The sequence below is a fragment of the Thermodesulfobacteriota bacterium genome (assembly GCA_035559815.1).
In the GTDB taxonomy this organism is placed as follows: Bacteria; Desulfobacterota_D; UBA1144; order Nemesobacterales; family CSP1-2; genus DATMAT01.
This window is the reverse complement of the sequence record DATMAT010000020.1, coordinates 43,621-61,130: the sequence shown is the minus strand read 5'-3', so window position 1 is coordinate 61,130 and position 17,510 is coordinate 43,621. Positions and strand designations below refer to the sequence as shown.

17 protein-coding genes are annotated in these 17,510 nt (G+C 45.7%); 7 read left to right on the top strand and 10 right to left on the bottom strand.

What is annotated here, in order from left to right; translation table 11 throughout:
* Nucleotides 1-472 precede the first annotated feature (472 nt).
* From VNN20_04900 to VNN20_04885, 4 genes are all read right to left on the bottom strand, one after another.
* On the bottom strand, nt 473-913 hold the full coding sequence (locus VNN20_04900) for a hypothetical protein (GenBank protein HWP91517.1): 441 nt from the start codon (nt 911-913) through the stop codon (nt 473-475).
* Nucleotides 914-1,041: 128 nt separating this feature from the next.
* Nucleotides 1,042-1,767, bottom strand: coding sequence for a PF20097 family protein (locus VNN20_04895; GenBank protein ID HWP91516.1), 726 nt, complete (start codon nt 1,765-1,767; stop codon nt 1,042-1,044).
* A 352-nt stretch (nt 1,768-2,119) separates the two neighbouring features.
* Nucleotides 2,120-2,539, bottom strand: a complete 420-nt coding sequence (locus VNN20_04890; GenBank protein HWP91515.1) for a DUF2752 domain-containing protein — start codon at nt 2,537-2,539, stop codon at nt 2,120-2,122.
* Nucleotides 2,540-2,643: 104 nt separating this feature from the next.
* Complete coding sequence (locus tag VNN20_04885; protein ID HWP91514.1) at nt 2,644-3,048, bottom strand: DUF4234 domain-containing protein; 405 nt, start codon at nt 3,046-3,048, stop codon at nt 2,644-2,646.
* Between the two features lie 401 nt (nt 3,049-3,449).
* Here VNN20_04885 and VNN20_04880 point away from each other — a divergent pair, with 401 nt between their 5' ends.
* The gene (locus tag VNN20_04880) at nt 3,450-4,706 is read left to right on the top strand and encodes an MFS transporter (GenBank protein ID HWP91513.1); all 1,257 of its coding nucleotides are present in this window, start codon (nt 3,450-3,452) and stop codon (nt 4,704-4,706) included.
* Between the two features lie 269 nt (nt 4,707-4,975).
* Nucleotides 4,976-6,472: a hypothetical protein gene (locus tag VNN20_04875; GenBank protein HWP91512.1), complete on the top strand. Its 1,497-nt coding sequence runs from the start codon at nt 4,976-4,978 to the stop codon at nt 6,470-6,472.
* On the opposite strand, the gene VNN20_04870 is transcribed toward VNN20_04875, so the two are convergent.
* Nucleotides 6,441-6,743: a DUF202 domain-containing protein gene (locus tag VNN20_04870; protein HWP91511.1), complete on the bottom strand. Its 303-nt coding sequence runs from the start codon at nt 6,741-6,743 to the stop codon at nt 6,441-6,443. The genes VNN20_04875 and VNN20_04870 overlap by 32 nt on opposite strands.
* Before the next feature lie 285 nt (nt 6,744-7,028).
* On the opposite strand from VNN20_04870, the gene VNN20_04865 reads away from it, so the two are divergent.
* Nucleotides 7,029-7,865, top strand: a complete 837-nt coding sequence (locus tag VNN20_04865; GenBank protein ID HWP91510.1) for a hypothetical protein — start codon at nt 7,029-7,031, stop codon at nt 7,863-7,865.
* Between the two features lie 114 nt (nt 7,866-7,979).
* Here VNN20_04865 and VNN20_04860 read toward each other — a convergent pair whose 3' ends face one another.
* Nucleotides 7,980-8,975, bottom strand: coding sequence for a zinc-binding dehydrogenase (locus tag VNN20_04860; protein HWP91509.1), 996 nt, complete (start codon nt 8,973-8,975; stop codon nt 7,980-7,982).
* Nucleotides 8,976-9,172: 197 nt separating this feature from the next.
* Between VNN20_04860 and tatB the strand changes: the two genes are divergently transcribed.
* The 4 genes from tatB to VNN20_04840 all read left to right on the top strand — a co-directional run bounded on the left by tatB (nt 9,173) and on the right by VNN20_04840 (nt 13,574).
* The gene (gene tatB, locus VNN20_04855) at nt 9,173-9,436 is read left to right on the top strand and encodes a Sec-independent protein translocase protein TatB (protein ID HWP91508.1); all 264 of its coding nucleotides are present in this window, start codon (nt 9,173-9,175) and stop codon (nt 9,434-9,436) included.
* A 210-nt stretch (nt 9,437-9,646) separates the two neighbouring features.
* On the top strand, nt 9,647-11,233 hold the full coding sequence (locus VNN20_04850) for a molybdopterin-dependent oxidoreductase (protein ID HWP91507.1): 1,587 nt from the start codon (nt 9,647-9,649) through the stop codon (nt 11,231-11,233).
* Between the two features lie 171 nt (nt 11,234-11,404).
* Nucleotides 11,405-12,454: an NADH-quinone oxidoreductase subunit NuoH gene (gene nuoH / locus VNN20_04845; GenBank protein ID HWP91506.1), complete on the top strand. Its 1,050-nt coding sequence runs from the start codon at nt 11,405-11,407 to the stop codon at nt 12,452-12,454.
* An 835-nt stretch (nt 12,455-13,289) separates the two neighbouring features.
* On the top strand, nt 13,290-13,574 hold the full coding sequence (locus VNN20_04840; GenBank protein HWP91505.1) for a hypothetical protein: 285 nt from the start codon (nt 13,290-13,292) through the stop codon (nt 13,572-13,574).
* A gap of 423 nt (nt 13,575-13,997) precedes the next feature.
* Here the strand turns inward: VNN20_04840 and VNN20_04835 are convergent, their stop codons facing one another.
* The 4 genes from VNN20_04835 to VNN20_04820 form a co-directional block, all read right to left on the bottom strand.
* Nucleotides 13,998-15,173 (bottom strand): ABC transporter permease, encoded by a 1,176-nt coding sequence (locus VNN20_04835; protein HWP91504.1) that lies wholly within the window; start codon nt 15,171-15,173, stop codon nt 13,998-14,000.
* A 135-nt stretch (nt 15,174-15,308) separates the two neighbouring features.
* Nucleotides 15,309-16,475 (bottom strand): ABC transporter permease, encoded by a 1,167-nt coding sequence (locus VNN20_04830; GenBank protein HWP91503.1) that lies wholly within the window; start codon nt 16,473-16,475, stop codon nt 15,309-15,311.
* A gap of 68 nt (nt 16,476-16,543) precedes the next feature.
* Nucleotides 16,544-16,738: a hypothetical protein gene (locus VNN20_04825; protein HWP91502.1), complete on the bottom strand. Its 195-nt coding sequence runs from the start codon at nt 16,736-16,738 to the stop codon at nt 16,544-16,546.
* Nucleotides 16,739-16,753: 15 nt separating this feature from the next.
* Nucleotides 16,754-17,509, bottom strand: a complete 756-nt coding sequence (locus VNN20_04820) for an ABC transporter ATP-binding protein (GenBank protein HWP91501.1) — start codon at nt 17,507-17,509, stop codon at nt 16,754-16,756.
* Nucleotide 17,510 lies beyond the last annotated feature (1 nt).

Here is a 17,510-nt window from a genome sequence, read left to right as displayed (position 1 = left end):
CAATGCAATCTTAATCATAATTTAGCCACATTGTTTGGTTTTTTAGGGAGAAGTAAAAATTTAGGCAAAGTTCCTAACAAAATTTGTCAGGAATGGATTATTGGGGTAAAAGCCAATTTAATCATTAATAACCTATTCCAGTCGTCATTGCCAGCCGCCTTCCTTTGGCGGCGTGGCAATCTCGTATTGAGATTGCTTCAGGACGAAAGGGTTTTATCTTTAACGTTTTTGCTGCTAATGCGTGCATACGCTCATATAGTTTGTCGAAGTATGATTTAAAGCAAGAGAAGAGGGGTTCACCCTTCACCCCTAGACTCCGCTCGGGGTGAAGAGATGTTACTGTGAATTTTATGCCCTCTTCATGGTGAGCCTTTCTACTGCACTCAAAGCCTGTCCTGAGCTGGTCCCCGATTAAATCGGGGAAGGAATAGACTCCGTCGAGCTATGAAAGGAGCAAATCGAAGAAAAATCATCATTTATACAGCTCTACTTTACGAAAACACCTGCTACAGGACTGGGAGCCCTCGTATATCTCGGCGCCACACTCACAGGTGCCAACCACCCTAGGTTTCGCTATCGCTTTTAATTTGCCAAGCTCCTTCTGTGCATTTTCATGGACGAGCCTAAGCTGTTCTTCCGACTCCCCTATCCTTTCCTCTATCTTGGCTATCTCAACGCACTTAGTCTTTATGCTTTCTTCACTGATGCTGTTCTTATGTTTAAACAACCGATAGACACTACTCCCTAGGTCCTCGATGGCTTTTCTCCTTTGTTTGTTGAGTGATTGTATCTCACTCTTGATTTTCAGGGTCTCATAAGCCTCTTTTGACCGGATATTCACTATTCTCACCCCTTTACTCACTCCCTCCTTTATCCTGGTCAACAAATCGGTAGTATCTAAGATATCAGCCATTTTATTATTTCTCTCCTTAAATGGATTTTGGATTATTGAAGTGAATTATTGAGATAAAATTCTAACTTTGGACGATATATGTTAACCGAAAAAGAATCATAAAATCAATCTCTAATGCAACTTGAGAACTACTTCCCGTACTTGAATAAGATAACCTTACATTTCGCACAGCGAAATCCGGGAAGCTTAGGTCTTTTAAACGGATTCCACCAGACCGTTCCCGGGAGTCCGGAAAAGACAGCGAGTAAACCTATAGGCTCGTCTTTATAACGCCAATTTATGCCCGATGTCAAAGGAATGTATCCTTCTTTCATTGGCAAACCACATTCCGGACATCTCACCTCTTCTATGTCTAGTCTTATTTCGTTTGCTCTTTCCGAACGGCTGATTGAAAAGACCCCGACTACTGCCGGTAATACAGCAGCAAACATCCATACCGCCAGTCCACATATAACAACGACCTTGCTTATGTACCTGGTGCTCTCTACAAAGGCCGCCGGTCTGCATTGTCCGGGATCATCTCTCAAATACAGCACTCGTACAAAATCGCCTACCTTGTGCCGGTCATAAAACGTCTTCGATACGTCCAGTAGAGTGTTATTGAAATTCCCACCGAGGTCTTCAAATTCTACCTGCATCAAATGTCTCTTAGTGCGAGAATCAAAGATCCCCAGAAAGGACGGACTAGTCCTGGTTTCTTTTCTTAATATTCTAGCCTCGGCCGTCAAACCTTCAGCACCCAAACGGGTATAGAGTAGATACATTTTGAATGCCGGGTAAATAAACCAGGCTATCACCGCAGTAACGAAAAAGAATATAAACGTAAGAATTAAAAGCTTCCTTCGTTTTGTCATTTGTTGTTTAATTATATGGTCAAACCAGTGACCACCAAATGGAAAATACCATTACCACTCTGTCTAGCTAACAACAAATATTCCCCCACATAATACATTTTGCAGCGTTATACGCCAGATACTTGGCCTAAATGATTAAATCAAGCCTGTCCAGGAGCTCTATCCAGGAGACCGCGTAACCCTTGATCTGCAAACATTACGAGCAATGCACTGCGCCGGGAACAACTACGAATTTTTATTTAGAAATGTAAGGAACGCATATATGCGTTCCTTACAAGAGATAAATGAGAGGTGCTTTCCATTACTTTTTGGTTAGCATGTCATCTCATGAATGGACTCTCCGAGGTAGGATTTAGATAAAAACACCCGGTACTAACCTCGCCCAGAACCACCAAGCCAGAATTACGGACAGCACAAAACCAAGGAGATAGCTCCTAATCTCACCTGAAACCGGCAGACGGAATTTAAAAGCGGAAAAAATTAAAACCAGGAAGAACGGAATGCTTAAAGGATTTAGTTGAAAAGCAGTAACAAAGTCTCCCTTCGCCAGCTCCAGAAAAGCCCTGGTCATACCGCACCCAGGGCAGGGAATCCCGGTAATAGCCTTAAACAGGCAGAAAATGGGGAGATGCTCGATTGCTTCATCCCTGGAAAGTCCAAATAAATGAATTACTAAAAAAAGCCCAAACCACGAGATAAGAAGTAAAGAACCGAAGTTAAGCGAGAGCAGAGAATAAAATTTTGTAACTCTCCTCAGGTTGACAAGCATCATTCACTCACATTACTAATATCTTACTCTTTGTCATACCCAAATGTCTTTAACAAATATTGTGGATTCCCGCTAAATACATGCGGGAATGACATCCCTTTTCATTGTCAAGCAGTCTTCAACGAAAGTTTATCTACCATCATGTTAATCTCCCTTTGTTGAATAGCATCGGTGACGATGGTTAGGCCGAGAACGGCCAGGACAATGCTTATAGCAGGCAGGTCTTCACTCTTGGACAATCCATGTTTTTCCTGCAACATAGTGATTTCACGCCCCATCACATATTCGTAGTAAAGATGATAGATACCGCAGGTGATAATCGTAAAAATCAAATACCTAACAAATGAAAACCTCTCCTCCCCGGCTACTGTATTCACGAACCGCATCTGTTTATATTGCCAGTAGAGGTTGAATATACCAAGAGTGATTATTGACAGTATGACATATTTGGCGATCCCGCTTTTAAACTCCAGCAAGTCGGCTTGAGTAAAGGAAGTACTCGACCTTTCCATCCATCCTCCTTTTTGCCTCTTGGTAAGACACCAAAAGGTTAGCTTTAAGAAATCTTAGCAACGTCGGCCCATTTTTTCAACTAGCGCTCAACGATTGCACATCAAAGTTAGCCGAGAATAAGTCAAATAAATCGAAGCATAGTTTGAAGAGAGACTCAATTAAGGGATTCCTCGTTCTAATCTGGCCCACGCTTTTTAACCTATCTACCCACCTAGTCTCCTGCATCCGGCGACCTGCTTATTCTCCCTATCCTTATACACTTTACCGAGCCTTTTAAGACATTTTCAGGTATGCTTACATTCCTTAAGTTGTATAATTCAGAACAGGTCATTATGCTAAGCTAGAAGGAACCCAAAACTTACAATCTGTGCCGAATTACAGATAAATCCAAGGAGAACCTATGTTCGGAAGAAAAATTTTCTACGGCTGGTACATTGTAGCCGCTTCTCTAATTTTAATCATTCTTGACGGCGTCCTTCTTTATTCCTTTGGCGTGTTCCTGCCTTACCTAAACGAGGAATTCGGTTTTTCCCGAGCTATGGGGTCTTCCCTGTTTTCCTTTAGGTCATTCGTGCTTGCCTTCTCCCTAACCTTAGCCGGCCGCTTGGTAGATAAGTACGACCCTAGGGCGGTGGTATTTGGCGGAGGAGCTATCGCCGCACTGGGAGTGTTTCTATCCGGACTGGTTACTGAAGGGTGGCAACTGTACGTGACCTATGGATTTATCATCGGACTAGGTGACGGGGTACTTTACATCACCTGCGTTGCACTGGTGAGTAGGTGGTTCATAAAGAAGAGAACCTTGGCTATCGGCATCATTACTACCGGTATTCCATTGAGCGGGCTGATTACGAACCCGCTCACCGCATGGCTCATCTCCTCATTCGGGTTAAGAAATGCCTTCTTTGCCCTTGCCGGTATTATAATGGTCTCCGTTCTCTCCGCCCTCGTGCTCAGGGGATATCCCCAGGACAAAAACCTGAAGCCCTACGGCGCGGAAGAAGAGGAGGAACCGAACGCTTCGCAAAAGAGATCAAATGGCAATAACGACTGGAAAGCGCTCGAGGCAATAGCCACGCCCACCTTCTGGCTACTTTACCTGATGTATTTTCTCGCCTTCACCACCTTTTTAATAGTAGTGGTCCACCTTTTTAACTTTGCCATAGACTTGGGAATTCCACCCCTAGTTGCAGCGGGTGCCCCCGCGGCCATAGGATTGGGGAGCCTATTCGGAAGAGTGATTCTTTCGGCGCTTCTTACCGAGGTTATAGAGAGTCGGAAGGTTCTATTCATCTGCTTCCTCCTTCAAGGAAGCTCTATTTTTCTTCTGCTAAGTTTCGGGGAAGTGTGGGCTTTCTATCTCTTTGGAGTAATGTTTGGATTTTTTTATAGCGGCACAGTTCCCATTTTCCCCTCGCTTCTGGGAAATTTCTTCGGTCTAAGCGCCTTGGGGACGATATACGGGTTCTTCGGCACTTCCTATTCAGTCGCAGCGATAAGCGGGCCGCTCATCGCTGGATATATACACGATATCACCGGCAGCTACTTTTATCCCTTTCTTCTTGCTATCCTCTTCTGTTACGCCGCCTCTATGTTTTCATTCTTCATCAAAACCCCGGAGCGGTTAATCAGGGATACCGCAAAGGCGCCATCATGAAAGTAAGGAACGCATATATGCGTTCCCTGCAATTTGGATCTTCGCCTAAACCCGTGCCTGTACCTCAACACGGTATTAACCACCTAATAAGACGACATGATTTTTTAATACTGGAGATTCAGCCCTCGCCTGAGAAATGGTTTTTCTTTTAGCTTAACATATATATATAATAGAAATACGGATGGGGATATTCTATCACCTGCCCTCTTAACTCTAATACTTTTAACATTTCTCCTTTGGCCATACGATAAGATATATTTAAGTCCGATATGAGTGCACAAACAATCAACGAAATCAGAAAACAGGGTGAGAGATTTCTAAAGGCTTTATATGGAGAGCTTTACTCAAATCTCTCCGGACTGAAAAAAGACATCAACACCAGGTCGATCTATAAATCATATCCGGACCTTGGAGAACCCGAACTATACTTTTCATTAAAAAATATATCTCCAGCAAATAAAGAAGAAGGTAATGCCGATGTAACCTGCAGCGTGCCCTTACTATTAAATTTTCTGGTCCGCTCCTTCATCGGAAGCAAAACAGCAAGGCTGGTCGATAAAATTATGACCACGGAGGGCGGAGAATCCATCGAGGTTGAACGGACAGCCATCCCCTTTCGGTCAGCCCGTGCCGAGATGAAAAAAGAACCGAAAAGAGCAAGAAGAGAGGAAATAGAGCGAAAAAGAAGGGAAGTGGTATTGAAGCTAAACCCCTTATTTCTAGAGTTATATGATAACGCACACACCTCAGCAGCGGAGCTTGGGTTTTCGAGCTATGAAGGACTTTGCGATGAGATAGAAGAGCTAAACTTAACCCAGCTTGAAGAAAAAGCAAAAGCCTTTCTAAACGACACCGAGTACATTTATCGGGATTTTCTATCCTGGTTTCTTTCCAAGAAAATGGAATTAAAGCTAAAAGACGCCAAGAGCTACGACCTGGACTATCTATTCAATTCATTCGAGCTAAGAGCAAACTTTCCAAAAACGAATTTTAGAGCAATTGCTGAAAGCATCCTCGGAGAGATGGATGTAGAGACTGGCGAAAAGATAAAATCAGACATCGAACCGAGAAGAGGAAAAACCACAGAGCCTTTTTGCATGCCGATAGAGCCACCACGAAGTATAACATTCTCCATCCATCCTGTAGGAGGGGTCGAAGACTATGAATCTTTCTTCTACGGCCTGGGTAGTGCGCTTTGCTATGGATACGTCGAAGATGGCGATGATTTTGAGTTCAAGCATCTGAGAGAATCAACGACCGTAGAAATCTATGCCTATCTATTCAATAACCTTATTTATCAGCCTAAATGGCTGAAAAAATATTTGAAAGCGGATTTACATATCGACTTCATAAGATTCTTGTACCTCAGGCAGCTTACGAAGATAAGATATTACGCTGGAAAACTAATCTATGAAATGGCCCTCCACAAAGACGAGGATTTTAAGACTAAGTCCGATTTATATAAACAAACGCTTCAAAACGCCCTGTTCTGTGAACAAGATGAGGTGTACTATCTTATCGACGTTAAACCCTATTTATACACGGCTAGTTGTCTTAAGGGGATCGTAATCGAGGCTTCGTTCAGAAACTACCTGAGAGAGAATTTTGACGAGCAGTGGTGGAGGGAGAAAGAGGCTGGAAATTTTATCCGTAAAATATGGCGAGAAGGCGGAAGAATCGGCTCGCGCGAGATTTCCAAAAGGTTGGGAGTTAATCCCTTTGACTTATCTCCTCTTATGGCTTCTTTTCGAGAAGTTCTTGGGTAGATAAAGCAATTTGCCTTTTCAACCTTCTATATTTCCTTAACCCTACCACAAATGTAATTATCCCTGACAGAACGAATACCCACCCAACTAATTCAATCGAGATAGAGTCGAAAAATTTAATGGCAAACACCCCGGCGGCAAAAAAGCCCAGCGCCGTCCTGATGTAGGCAAGAAATGTTCTTTCATTAGCCAGTATAGTTCGGTCTACAGCCAGTCGGTCGCGAAGAATCAATTCTTCTTTAGTGAATTTGGAATATGGATTCTGGGGCATCGTTTTTTACTCCATACTCTAATCTACCTGGTTTATGATAAATTGCTCTAAATATTATAATCAAAACTCCTTATGCTTTCCCTTAATTTTTCTATTTCGCTACCTATTTATTTTTATATGCCCGTGTCATCATTGGTCGGGCTTTGTTCTACCATTCTCCCGTCCCTATCTGGGACAAGGGCACAAGCGGACCTGCTCATCCCCTTATTTTCATTCCGGTCGACTCCTTTCATCAAAGACAAATTTTTGTTATTGTTTATCCAATTAGACTTCAGGGGGGATTAAATGATCACCGGAATATTTTACAGCCATATATTCAAGACGAGCCCGGGCCCGGTAGTGGGGCCAAAGTTTATTAACTTCCCCGAAGCGCTTGGCGACGTACTCAAATTACCCAACGTTAAATTATTCGAGCACGAGCCTGTAGCCGAGGACCTGGTCTTGAAATTCCACACCAAAGAGATGGTAGAGAACTTGAAGAAAAAGCCCTACGGCAAGAACGCATTTTATTCCACCGGGGCTTGTGTGACCGCGACCGAGAAGATAATGAGCGGTGAGCTGAAGAACGGGCTTCTTTTTAACAGCGCATCCGGTCATCATGCCGGACCCACCTACGCCTGGGGCGGAACCTATATAAATTGTGTTGCTCCGGCCGTCCATACGGTTAGAAGATCGATGGGAGCAGAAAAATTCGTCTTATTGGACACCGATTGCCATCACGGAGACGGGGACAGAGATATGTTCAAGAACGACCAGTCTTTACTCCATGTATGTTTTTGTGATTCATCTTATGTAGATGAGAGTAACGTGTGCGTCGGCGTGGGCTGGACTTCAACCGACACCCATTATATTAATCTCGTAAGAAAGGAATTTATGCCTAGGGCCAGAATGTTTAAACCGGAGATGATCTTCCATTTTCTCGGCCATGACACCTGCCAGGGTGATTATGGAGACATCGGGCTCACCCCGGATTTCTTCATCGAGTTAGTAAAAGAGGTAAAAGAATGCGCCGAGGAGCTTTGTCGGGGGAGGTATTTGATCATAACCGGGGGCGGTTCACGTAGGGATGTGGCCGAGTACATCTTCCCGAAGATTGCCGAGATCCTGGCAAGCCCAATCTAATCATGATGTTTTGCCACGAATTAACACTGATTATCACGAATAAACTAATAGCATTCAAGGATTTTTCTATCCATTCGTGTCCATTTGTGTCAATCTGTGGCTCAACATATTGTCTTATGGGTTCAAAATGACCTTTCCGAACTGATTTCTATCCTCAAGAACCTTTTGTGCATGGGCCGTTTCCTTTAGAGGAAACTTTTTATCGATCACCGGGCGGAGTCTTCCTTGAGCGGTCAACTTCACTACAGCTTCCAAATCCCGGCGAGGGGCATTGAATACAGTCACCCCTACTATGGAAAGATCCCTTACAATGATTGGGCCTAGATTAGCCGAAGCGGTCCCCCCGCCGACAACCCCCACCAGGAGTAACCTCCCTTGTGAAGCCAGCGACTGAAGGTTTTTATCCCACACCGACCCCCCGATCTGGTCGAAAATTACGTCCACCCCTCTCTTATTCGTTATTCTCTTGACCTCCTCCGCAAAGTCAGACGTGTTGTAATTAATGACTTCGTCCGCCCCCAGCTCCTTTGCTTTGGCTAGCTTCTCGTCTGTACCAGCTGTGGCAACAACATAGGCCCCGGATAACTTTGCTACTTCGATTGCCGCACTCCCGGTTCCGCTCCCTGCCGCATGGACAAGCACCGTCTCACCGGGCTTAAGGTTCCCCCGGTCAAAGAGTCCGTACCAGGCGGTCACATAACAGATAGGAAGGGTGCAAGCAAGGTCATACGAAAGATTGTCCGGAATAGGAACAACATTTCCTGCCGGCACCTTCACATATTCGGCAAATCCGCCATACAGGTTGACACCAACAACCTTTACCGTTTCACCGGCTTTCACTGTTGGGTCCACAACCACACGCGTTCCCACTTTAACATCAGTTACCCCCTTCCCTACCTCCGCCACATCTCCGGCAATATCCACCCCGCCGATGTGAGGCAGGTCAACCGGTCTCGGAGATTTTCCGGACCTCAAGCGCAGGTCTAGTTGGTTCAAGGAGGCAGCTTTTACCGAGACGAGAACCTCGTTATCCCCGACCTCCGGTTTGGGTACGTCCTCGTATTTGAGCACCTCGACGCCGCCGAACTGGTGATAAATTATCGCTTTCATATTATTATTCCCCCCTTTAATTTTTTATTATCGACTGGCTATCCCGTCAGCCACTGGAGAATTTCCAGTATCGTACGAAAGGTTTATAGTACCATACATTTTGCCTCAGTACCTTATTAGTATTAATTTGAACAATCATGCCTGATGTGCTAGCTTTTTATAAAACTCGGCGAACAAATATTTCTATTCTAAATACAATGTTCGGCATCGGTACCAGTGAGATACTGATAATCCTTTTAATTGCCATACTTGTTCTTGGGCCGAAGGAAATCCCCAAGATCGCCAGGACAATCGGCCGGGGTATGAGGCAGCTACAGAGAGCCAAGGACGAGCTGAGACAAACCCTGGACAAGGACTTTTATGATGATGAAGAAGAAGACACAAAGCCTACTAGAGAAGATCAAGAAGGGAAGAAACAAAAATTAACAGATGAAAATAGATCCACAAACGAGGATACTTAGGCAAAAATCCTACCTTTTTAATTTTCCATGATTATAAAATTTAACTTCTTTTAACTTGTAGTAATCTCCGTGCAGCCGAACTTAGAATTATTACGTTAAATAAAGTTGAAGAAATTACTGATTCCAATTATCACTCCGTGGCCCGCATAAACTTGCGAATGAAGAGTGGGTCAGATACAATCTTTTTACCCATTCATAACAAGGAACTTTATGCCCAAGCTCACCATAGACGGAAAGGAAATCGAGGTCGAGGACGGTTTAAATCTTATTCAAGCGGCGGCCAGAATTGGAATCGATGTTCCCCATTTCTGTTACCATCCGGCCCTAAGCATCGTGGCCCAGTGCCGGCAGTGTCTGGTGGAGGTGGAAGGCGTTCCCAAGGTGATGCCCGCCTGCAACACCTTTGTGAGAGAAGGGCTGATAGTAAAAACCAACACCGAAAAGGCGATCAAAGCGCGGAGAGCTACAGTCGAGTTCACGCTCATAAACCATCCTCTGGATTGTCCCATCTGCGACAAGGGCGGAGAATGTCCCTTACAGCTCACCACTTTCAAACACGGCCCCGGTTATAGCCGCTTTGACGGGCCCGAGGAGAAAAAGGTAAGAAGAAAGTACTACCTCAGCGACAAGATAATGTACGACCCCAATCGCTGTATCATGTGCACTAGATGCGTTCGGTTCACCGAAGAGGTCACCAAGACCGGCGAGCTTGGTTATCAGTCGCGCGGGTTCAGGAAAAAGATCGTCATTTTCCCCGGCAGGACCTTAGACAACGACCTGGCCGGAAACGTAATCGACCTTTGTCCGGTCGGCGCCCTTCTCGACAAAGACACCCTTCATGAGGAGCGGGTATGGTATTGGAAATTTACCGACTCCGTTTGTCCCCTCTGTAGCAACGGATGCAATATAACGGTGGGAGTTGACCCCAGAAAAGGTCGAGTTGCAAGAATAAGACCCAGGGTAAACCTGGAGGTCAACCAGTACTGGATATGCGACCGGGGCAGATACGGGTTTAAAGAGATTCAAAATGCAAAAAGGCTGAAAGAGCCGATAATCAGGGTCGGAGAAGGCTTTGAAGCCACTACCTGGGATAAAGCACTGGACACAGTAGTGGAAAAGATAAATAGTATAAAAGAAGAGTCTCCCCAATCAGTGGCCATCATCGGGTCGCCCCTTTTGACGAACGAGGAACTCTACCTCCTCAAAAGACTCGCCCAACTTTTGGATGTGAAAAATATCGCGTCAAATACGGGCAGATTAGAAGGAGAAAAGAAGTTTGGCCTGCTGAGTTCTGACACATTTCCAAACAGCGCCGGAGTAGAGGATTTAGGGTTAGCAAGTGGGTTAAGACAGATAGTGCAATCTATTCTAGAAGGAAAAATAAGAGCGCTCTATGTTGTGGGTGAAGACCTCTTCGATGTAGTTTCCGACGGGGAAAAGAATAAAATAACCGAGGCATTATCCAGGCTCTCTTTCCTTGCAGTTCAAGATTTTAAGCTCACGGAGACGGTTAAACTAGCTCATGTAATCCTCTCCGGGGCCAGTCCCTATGAAAAGGACGGAACGTTCACCAACGACCGGGGAAGGGTGCAGAGAGTCAAGAAAGCAATCTACCCACCCGGAGATGCCAAACCGGATTGGGAAATACTCACACTTCTTGGAAACAGGTTTCAGAAAGAAATTTTCCGATATAACAGTCCTTCTCAAATTATGTCGGAGATATCGGAAAAAGTTACTATGTACAAGGGGATGGACTACGACAAAATCGGACCTCTGGGCTTGAAAAAGACGAAATAAATCTGGCACGAATGAACACGGATTTACACGAATAGATATTCAGTTAACGAGTTAGCTTGTTATCCTATTAACGAGATAACACTTTGACCTACGAACTCGTTAACCGGGAAACAATTATGTATCTTCATTCGCTACCATTCGTGTTAATTCGTGGCTAAAAAAGAGAAAAGCATGCTCTGGGTGGAAATCGGAATATCATTCGTAAAAATCGCTTTGGTCTTCTTCGTAGTTCTTACCTTGGTTGCCTATCTAACCCTGGCGGAGAGGCGGATAAGCGCATTCATTCAGGATAGACTCGGCCCTAACCGGGTAGGCCCGTTTGGTTTTCTTCAACCCGCAGCCGATGGAATAAAATTCATATTTAAAGAAGATATCATCCCCAAATATGCCAACAAGCCGTTCTACATAATGGCGCCGGCGCTTTCTTTAGTCCCGGCATTGCTTGCTCTTGCGGTGATTCCCATAGGCCACGGCTTCTATACTGACATTTTCGGACTTCTTAAAGAGCCTATTTTCGTGAAATTTCAAATAGCAGACATAAACGCCGGACTTCTTTTTGTGCTTGCCGTATCTTCATTGAGCGTTTACGGCGTGGTCATGGGCGGCTGGGCGTCGAACAGCAAGTATTCGCTCTTGGGAGGACTTCGGTCTGCGGCGCAGATGATAAGCTACGAATTATCTCTGGGGCTTTCTATACTAGGTGTGATCCTGCTTGCCGGTTCCTTACGATTGAACGATATAGTCGAGGCGCAGCAAAGGATCTGGTTTGCCATACCTCAGTTTCTAGGTTTCATTGTTTTCATGGTCTCCTCTTTTGCCGAGACGAACCGCCTTCCGTTTGACCTGCCCGAAGCCGAGCCGGAGATTGTGGCCGGCTATCACACCGAGTACAGCAGCATGAAATTTGCCATGTACTTTATGGCTGAATATACACATATGATTGTAGCCTCGTGCCTCGTAGTGTGTTTCTTTCTCGGCGGATGGTACCCGCTGCCATTCGGAGGGTGGTTTGGGATAGATATCGAGAAATACTGGTATCTCCCTCCTCTTGTCTTCATCGGAAAGGTTCTTTTCCTCCTCTTTTTCTTCATTTGGGTCAGATGGACAATTCCCCGGTTTCGCTACGACCAGGTGATGAAGCTGGGATGGAAGACCCTTTTTCCGCTGGCGGTCTTGAATATAATCGTGACCAGCGCAGTGGTGGTTTTTTGGCCTAAATAGTACAAGAAATCAGCTCAAATAAATTGTAGGCACGAATTTATTCGTGCAACTTATTCATAGAAAGAACATTAATCATGAAGGGTTATGTATCTCGTAAGGTTGAACTTAAAAGGTTTTATTTGACAGACCATCTTTATTTTATCACCTCTGTTATCGAAAATCGTGAACCCATCTTTATTAATGAAAACCGTGCTCAAATACTGCTTAGGATTTTAAACCACTATTGTAAAAAATGTTCTGTAGAAACTATTGCTTTTGTTCTTCTCCCTGACCATATACATCTGCTTATTTCTCCAAGAGTATTACCGGTTGCACATTGAATATATATATAATAATCCTATAAAACACGGGTTATACGACAAACCGGAAGATTACCGGTGGTCAAGTTATCGTTACTACGCTTTAGGCGAGGATGTTGGTATTTCGATCGCTAAAGCGGCGGTTCTATGAACAGCGAAAGCAGGCACAGAGAAGTCTGTGCCTACAAAAGGGATAAATACCACCGAATTTATCGTGCAGCATGATATGTCGAGGATCTACCTAATCATGCTTGAATATATTTTAAAATGATACAAGCTAAGCTGATTCTCAGCGATCTGCAATATCGAATGTAGAGACGTGATATGTTATTTTCCCAAACGGGTTATCAGCCCTTACATCCTGAGTCGAAGGGTGAAGCATGAGCGTGGAGAAAATTGCTCATACCTCGACTCCGCTCGGTATGAAGGAGGGTATTAAAACCAATAGTTGTACCCCTTCACCCTGAGCGGAGACGAAGGGTGAGTGTCAAGAGACGAACGGTTTACTTAGATGATATAACTTAGCCGAACTGATCATGATAGGACTGGGCATAGTTCTCACAGTACTCACTCTTGTAATTATCATCTTCAGGATAAAAGCGGAGGTCGAACGCAATAGACTCTCGACCAAAGGCGGAATCACCCTCGGTTTAGCCTTTGCTTTATCCCTCACCGCAATTATATCAGTCGCCCTGCTTACCACCGAAGATTCTCTAGGAATACGTCTCTCTGTTTTAGGATTATGTATCGCCCTTGTTTTCTCGTCGTATAAGTTTGCTAAGCGATTAATTCAAAGAAAAACCCCTAATCATAGCAAATGAACAATCGAAAAACTTTAGAACCAATTAACACTGGTACTGTATGGAAATTTGAAAATGGTTTTGACCCTACGGATTTTTTTCAAGCTTTGTAGTTGTTAGTAAATGATAATGCAATAATATATTTAGAATGTTCTACTGGCCACGATGTATTAAGGAATTTAACAGAGTATGATATTGATCCAATGTATGATATTTATCCTGGAACAATTTGGCCACGTACTAATAAGCTTCATCTACCTTTAAATGAAAAAGTCATAAAGAAACTGACTGAAATATCTAAAACGCATGCAACGCCCGAATACGCCCCTCAAAAATTCTAAGGTAGAGACGACCCGGCGGGTCGTCTCTACGATGATGGAATCCTGATCTGCTACGAACGTGCCGAACGACAGATTCAGGCTACAATTTGTTCTCAGACTAGATTCACCCCACCTGCCTGAGGGCCAGAGTAATCTTGGTAAATGCTGCCCGGCTGGCCGGCAGGATTCCGCCAAGCAATCCGGTGAGGACTGAAAAGAACATTCCTATAAGCAAAAGCTTCGGAGTTAACCTGAAGGCAAAAACGACTTCGGAGAACGTATTGAAATTGGTCGTACCGGTAATTCCAGAAAGAGCCAGATTTACGGCTATTATCCCAAACAAACAGCCCAGAATGCCGCCTAAAAGTGCCAGACAAATCGCCTCAACCACAAAGGATATCAGGATGGCCAAACGGGAGAAGCCTAAGACGCGTAGCGTGGCGATCTCCTGAGTACGGGCAGAAACGGCGGCGTACATCGTGTTCATCGCCCCGAAGCTCGCCCCTATAGCCATGATGATACCGATGAAGAAACCGAGAAATTTAATAGGCTCGGCGGTGGAAGTCTGCTCGTCATAGTAAACACGCTCTGATTTTCCTTCGAGATTAAGACGCGGGTCGCTGTTTAATGCCTTTATAATCTGGTCTCGTGCATCGCTATCCGTACTTCGCAAAAGGACCGACGAGTAAGTCAGCCTCTTGAAGTCGGCGAGCGCACCCTCGACATCCGTCCAGATCTCGCTGTCCGGCGCAGTTCCGCCGGCGTCGAATATTCCCACTACGTTCCACTGGTAAGAGCCAAAGCGAATCGTATCCCCGACGCGGCAATTCTTGAATCGCCTGGAGATACCCTTTGAAACTATCACCTCGGAAAGTCCCGGTCTGAACATGCGTCCTTCTATCAACTTGAAATTTGGTCTCAGGATAGGGCCCTTCTCCGAAATCCCTCTGAGGGTAACTATGGACGCCCCCCCTTCTATTTTCTCCAGGTTTAAGCCGACCACCAACTCCGGAGAAGCCAGCGGGCTTCCGTCTTTGTCCCGCTCGATTCCGGGCAAGGTCATGATGAGCGGGACCTGGTCGCGTGTAACACCGGATTGGATTTCCGATTGAGAGTTTTGGCGAAGAACTATGATGTTTCTCTCCGAGCCGGATGATTTGAAAACGCGTGTTAACCCCTCGGCCAGGGACATGACGCATAGAAAAACAGCCACAACCAGGGCGATTCCCAAAACCGTCAGCCCGGTCGTGATCTTTCGGACAAGCAGGTTACGTATGTTGTATTTGAGCGGAATAGCCATTACATTGCTTCTTTTCTTTAGCCACAAATGAACACGAATTAACTCGAATTAATTTTTTTAAAGTTTCAAATTGAATGTTTTATCAGTGCTCATTCGTGATAATTCGTGGCTAGTTGACTTGTTTTTATTTGAGTTTCATCCCAAATGCCTGAGGCCCTCGGTGATCGGACGCTGGCTGGCGCGAATTGCTGGGCCAATACCGGAGAGAAGGCCTACCAAGACCGTAACACCAAATCCCACGACCAATACCTCCGGGAAAAGCATTATGGCCGACGCAAAGCCGGAGATCGGGGTATTAACCAGGCTTGCCTTGAGTGGCTTTAGACCCACCACAAACATCCCCAGGCCCAGTAAACCACCGATCAGCGCCATCGTTAGGCTCTCCCCAAGAATCAGTAAAAGAATCATGCGCCGGGTAAATCCAAGGGTGCGCAAGACCGCTATCTCCCTCACCCGTTCGCGTGCAGAGAGCGCCATGGTATTGGCAGCGATAAGAATGATGACCAGCACTATGATGACGCCTAAGGACGTTATCAGGAGTTTTACGTTCCCTAACATGGAGACAAAGCCCATCTGGAAGGCCTTTTCGCTCTCGGTCTTGGTTGGATATGGCGAGTTCTCGAACATCTGGTCGATCTGATTGGAAAGGCGATTAGCCGCCTCTCCATCCCTGCACTTGGTCCAGATGGTCCCCACAACCCCTTCAAAACTGGGAAGCGCCTCCTCCAGATACTTCCGATTGAAAAATAGCCCGTCCGAACCCCCGTAGGAAACTCCATAGACCGCACGTATGGTAAGCTGTAGGGTAACCGGATAAATATCCCCGACCAGGACGACCTGGTCTCCCGGCTTCCAGCCGTACTTTTTCATCAGGTCCTCCCCCACTAAAGCTCCGGCCCGGTCGCTCATCCAGTCCTCTATAGAGCCTCTGGTCAAGCTGGCATCGTCGAATACCTCGAGAAAGGTCTCCGGCTCCACGGCAAAACGGGCGAAGAAATTCCGGGCGCTGTTATCAATGTATGTGCCTCCAAACCAGTCGAAGGTGGTTACCGCCAATGCGCCGTCTAACTGTTCGATCCTTTCCGCATAGCTAATCGGCAAGTCGCTGGTCAGCCCGACCTTGTGCCGGGTTACTATGCGAAACATGCCTCGCGTCTCGGCCGGGTCGGGTGCATCAAGGGCCTTTAAGAAGCTTCCCATGATGCATATAACTAAGAGAGGAAGAATAATCGAACCGATGGTCAGAATCGTCCGGGTCTTCTTCCTAAATACATTCTTCAGCATCAGGGATAGAAACTTCATTTACGTTTAGCTTTTATTTAAAGCTGTTCCTTTTTGATAGACGCCGTAGTAACGACTGCCCTGCATCGTTAAATATTTTTGCACCCAGCGGATGAATATCCGCTCGTAACAACAAGGTCGAAGGATGAATGATTAGAAAACCCGTTCTTCGACAGGCTCAGAACGAACGGATTATTCACCGGTCTTACTAATACCTCCTTAAACCACCTCCTCACAAAGGAGGGGACGAAGTGGAGGTTAAAATCAGGCTTAGAACTATTCATTTCACCGTCCCCTAATCATTCCGATTCTGCGGGGCCAACAGAAGCATCAATTACATCAGCAGGCCCAGGAGAACCAATACCATTCGAATGGTTGTCTTCAATCAAGATTCCTTTTTCCAAACGTACCAGCCGGCGTGCGCGTGAAGCCGCCTTCGGGTCGTGCGTCACCATGACTATGGTCTTCTTGAACTCTAAGTTCAAGCGCTCCAGAAGGACCAGTACCTCGTCCGCACTTTTAGCATCCAAGTCCCCCGTCGGCTCGTCGGCTATGAGAAGAGTAGGATCAGTCACTATTGCCCTGGCTATAGCCACCCGCTGCTCCTGTCCGCCGGAAAGCTGGTTTGGATAGTGGGACATTCGGTCGGCTAACCCCACTATGTAAAGGGCAATCTCCACGTGCTTTCGCCGCTCCGCTTTTCCCAGGGGTGTTAGTAATAAAGGAAGCTCCACGTTCTCAAAAGCAGTCAGAACCGGAATCAGATTGTACGTCTGAAAAATAAATCCAATGTGACGGCTTCGCCACTCGGCCAACTCCGACTCATTCATGGCGGAGATGTCCTCTTCCCCCACGTAGATATGCCCGGAGGTAGGGCGGTCTATTCCGGCAATCAGGTTAAGAAGCGTAGTCTTACCGGAACCCGATGGCCCCATCAGCGCTACGAACTCTCCTTCCTCTATGTTCAAGTTGAGGCCGTTTAGAACCAGAAGCTCTTCTGCACCGCGGTGATATTTCTTGACTATATCTAAAACTTGTATGAGAGGTTTGGCCAAC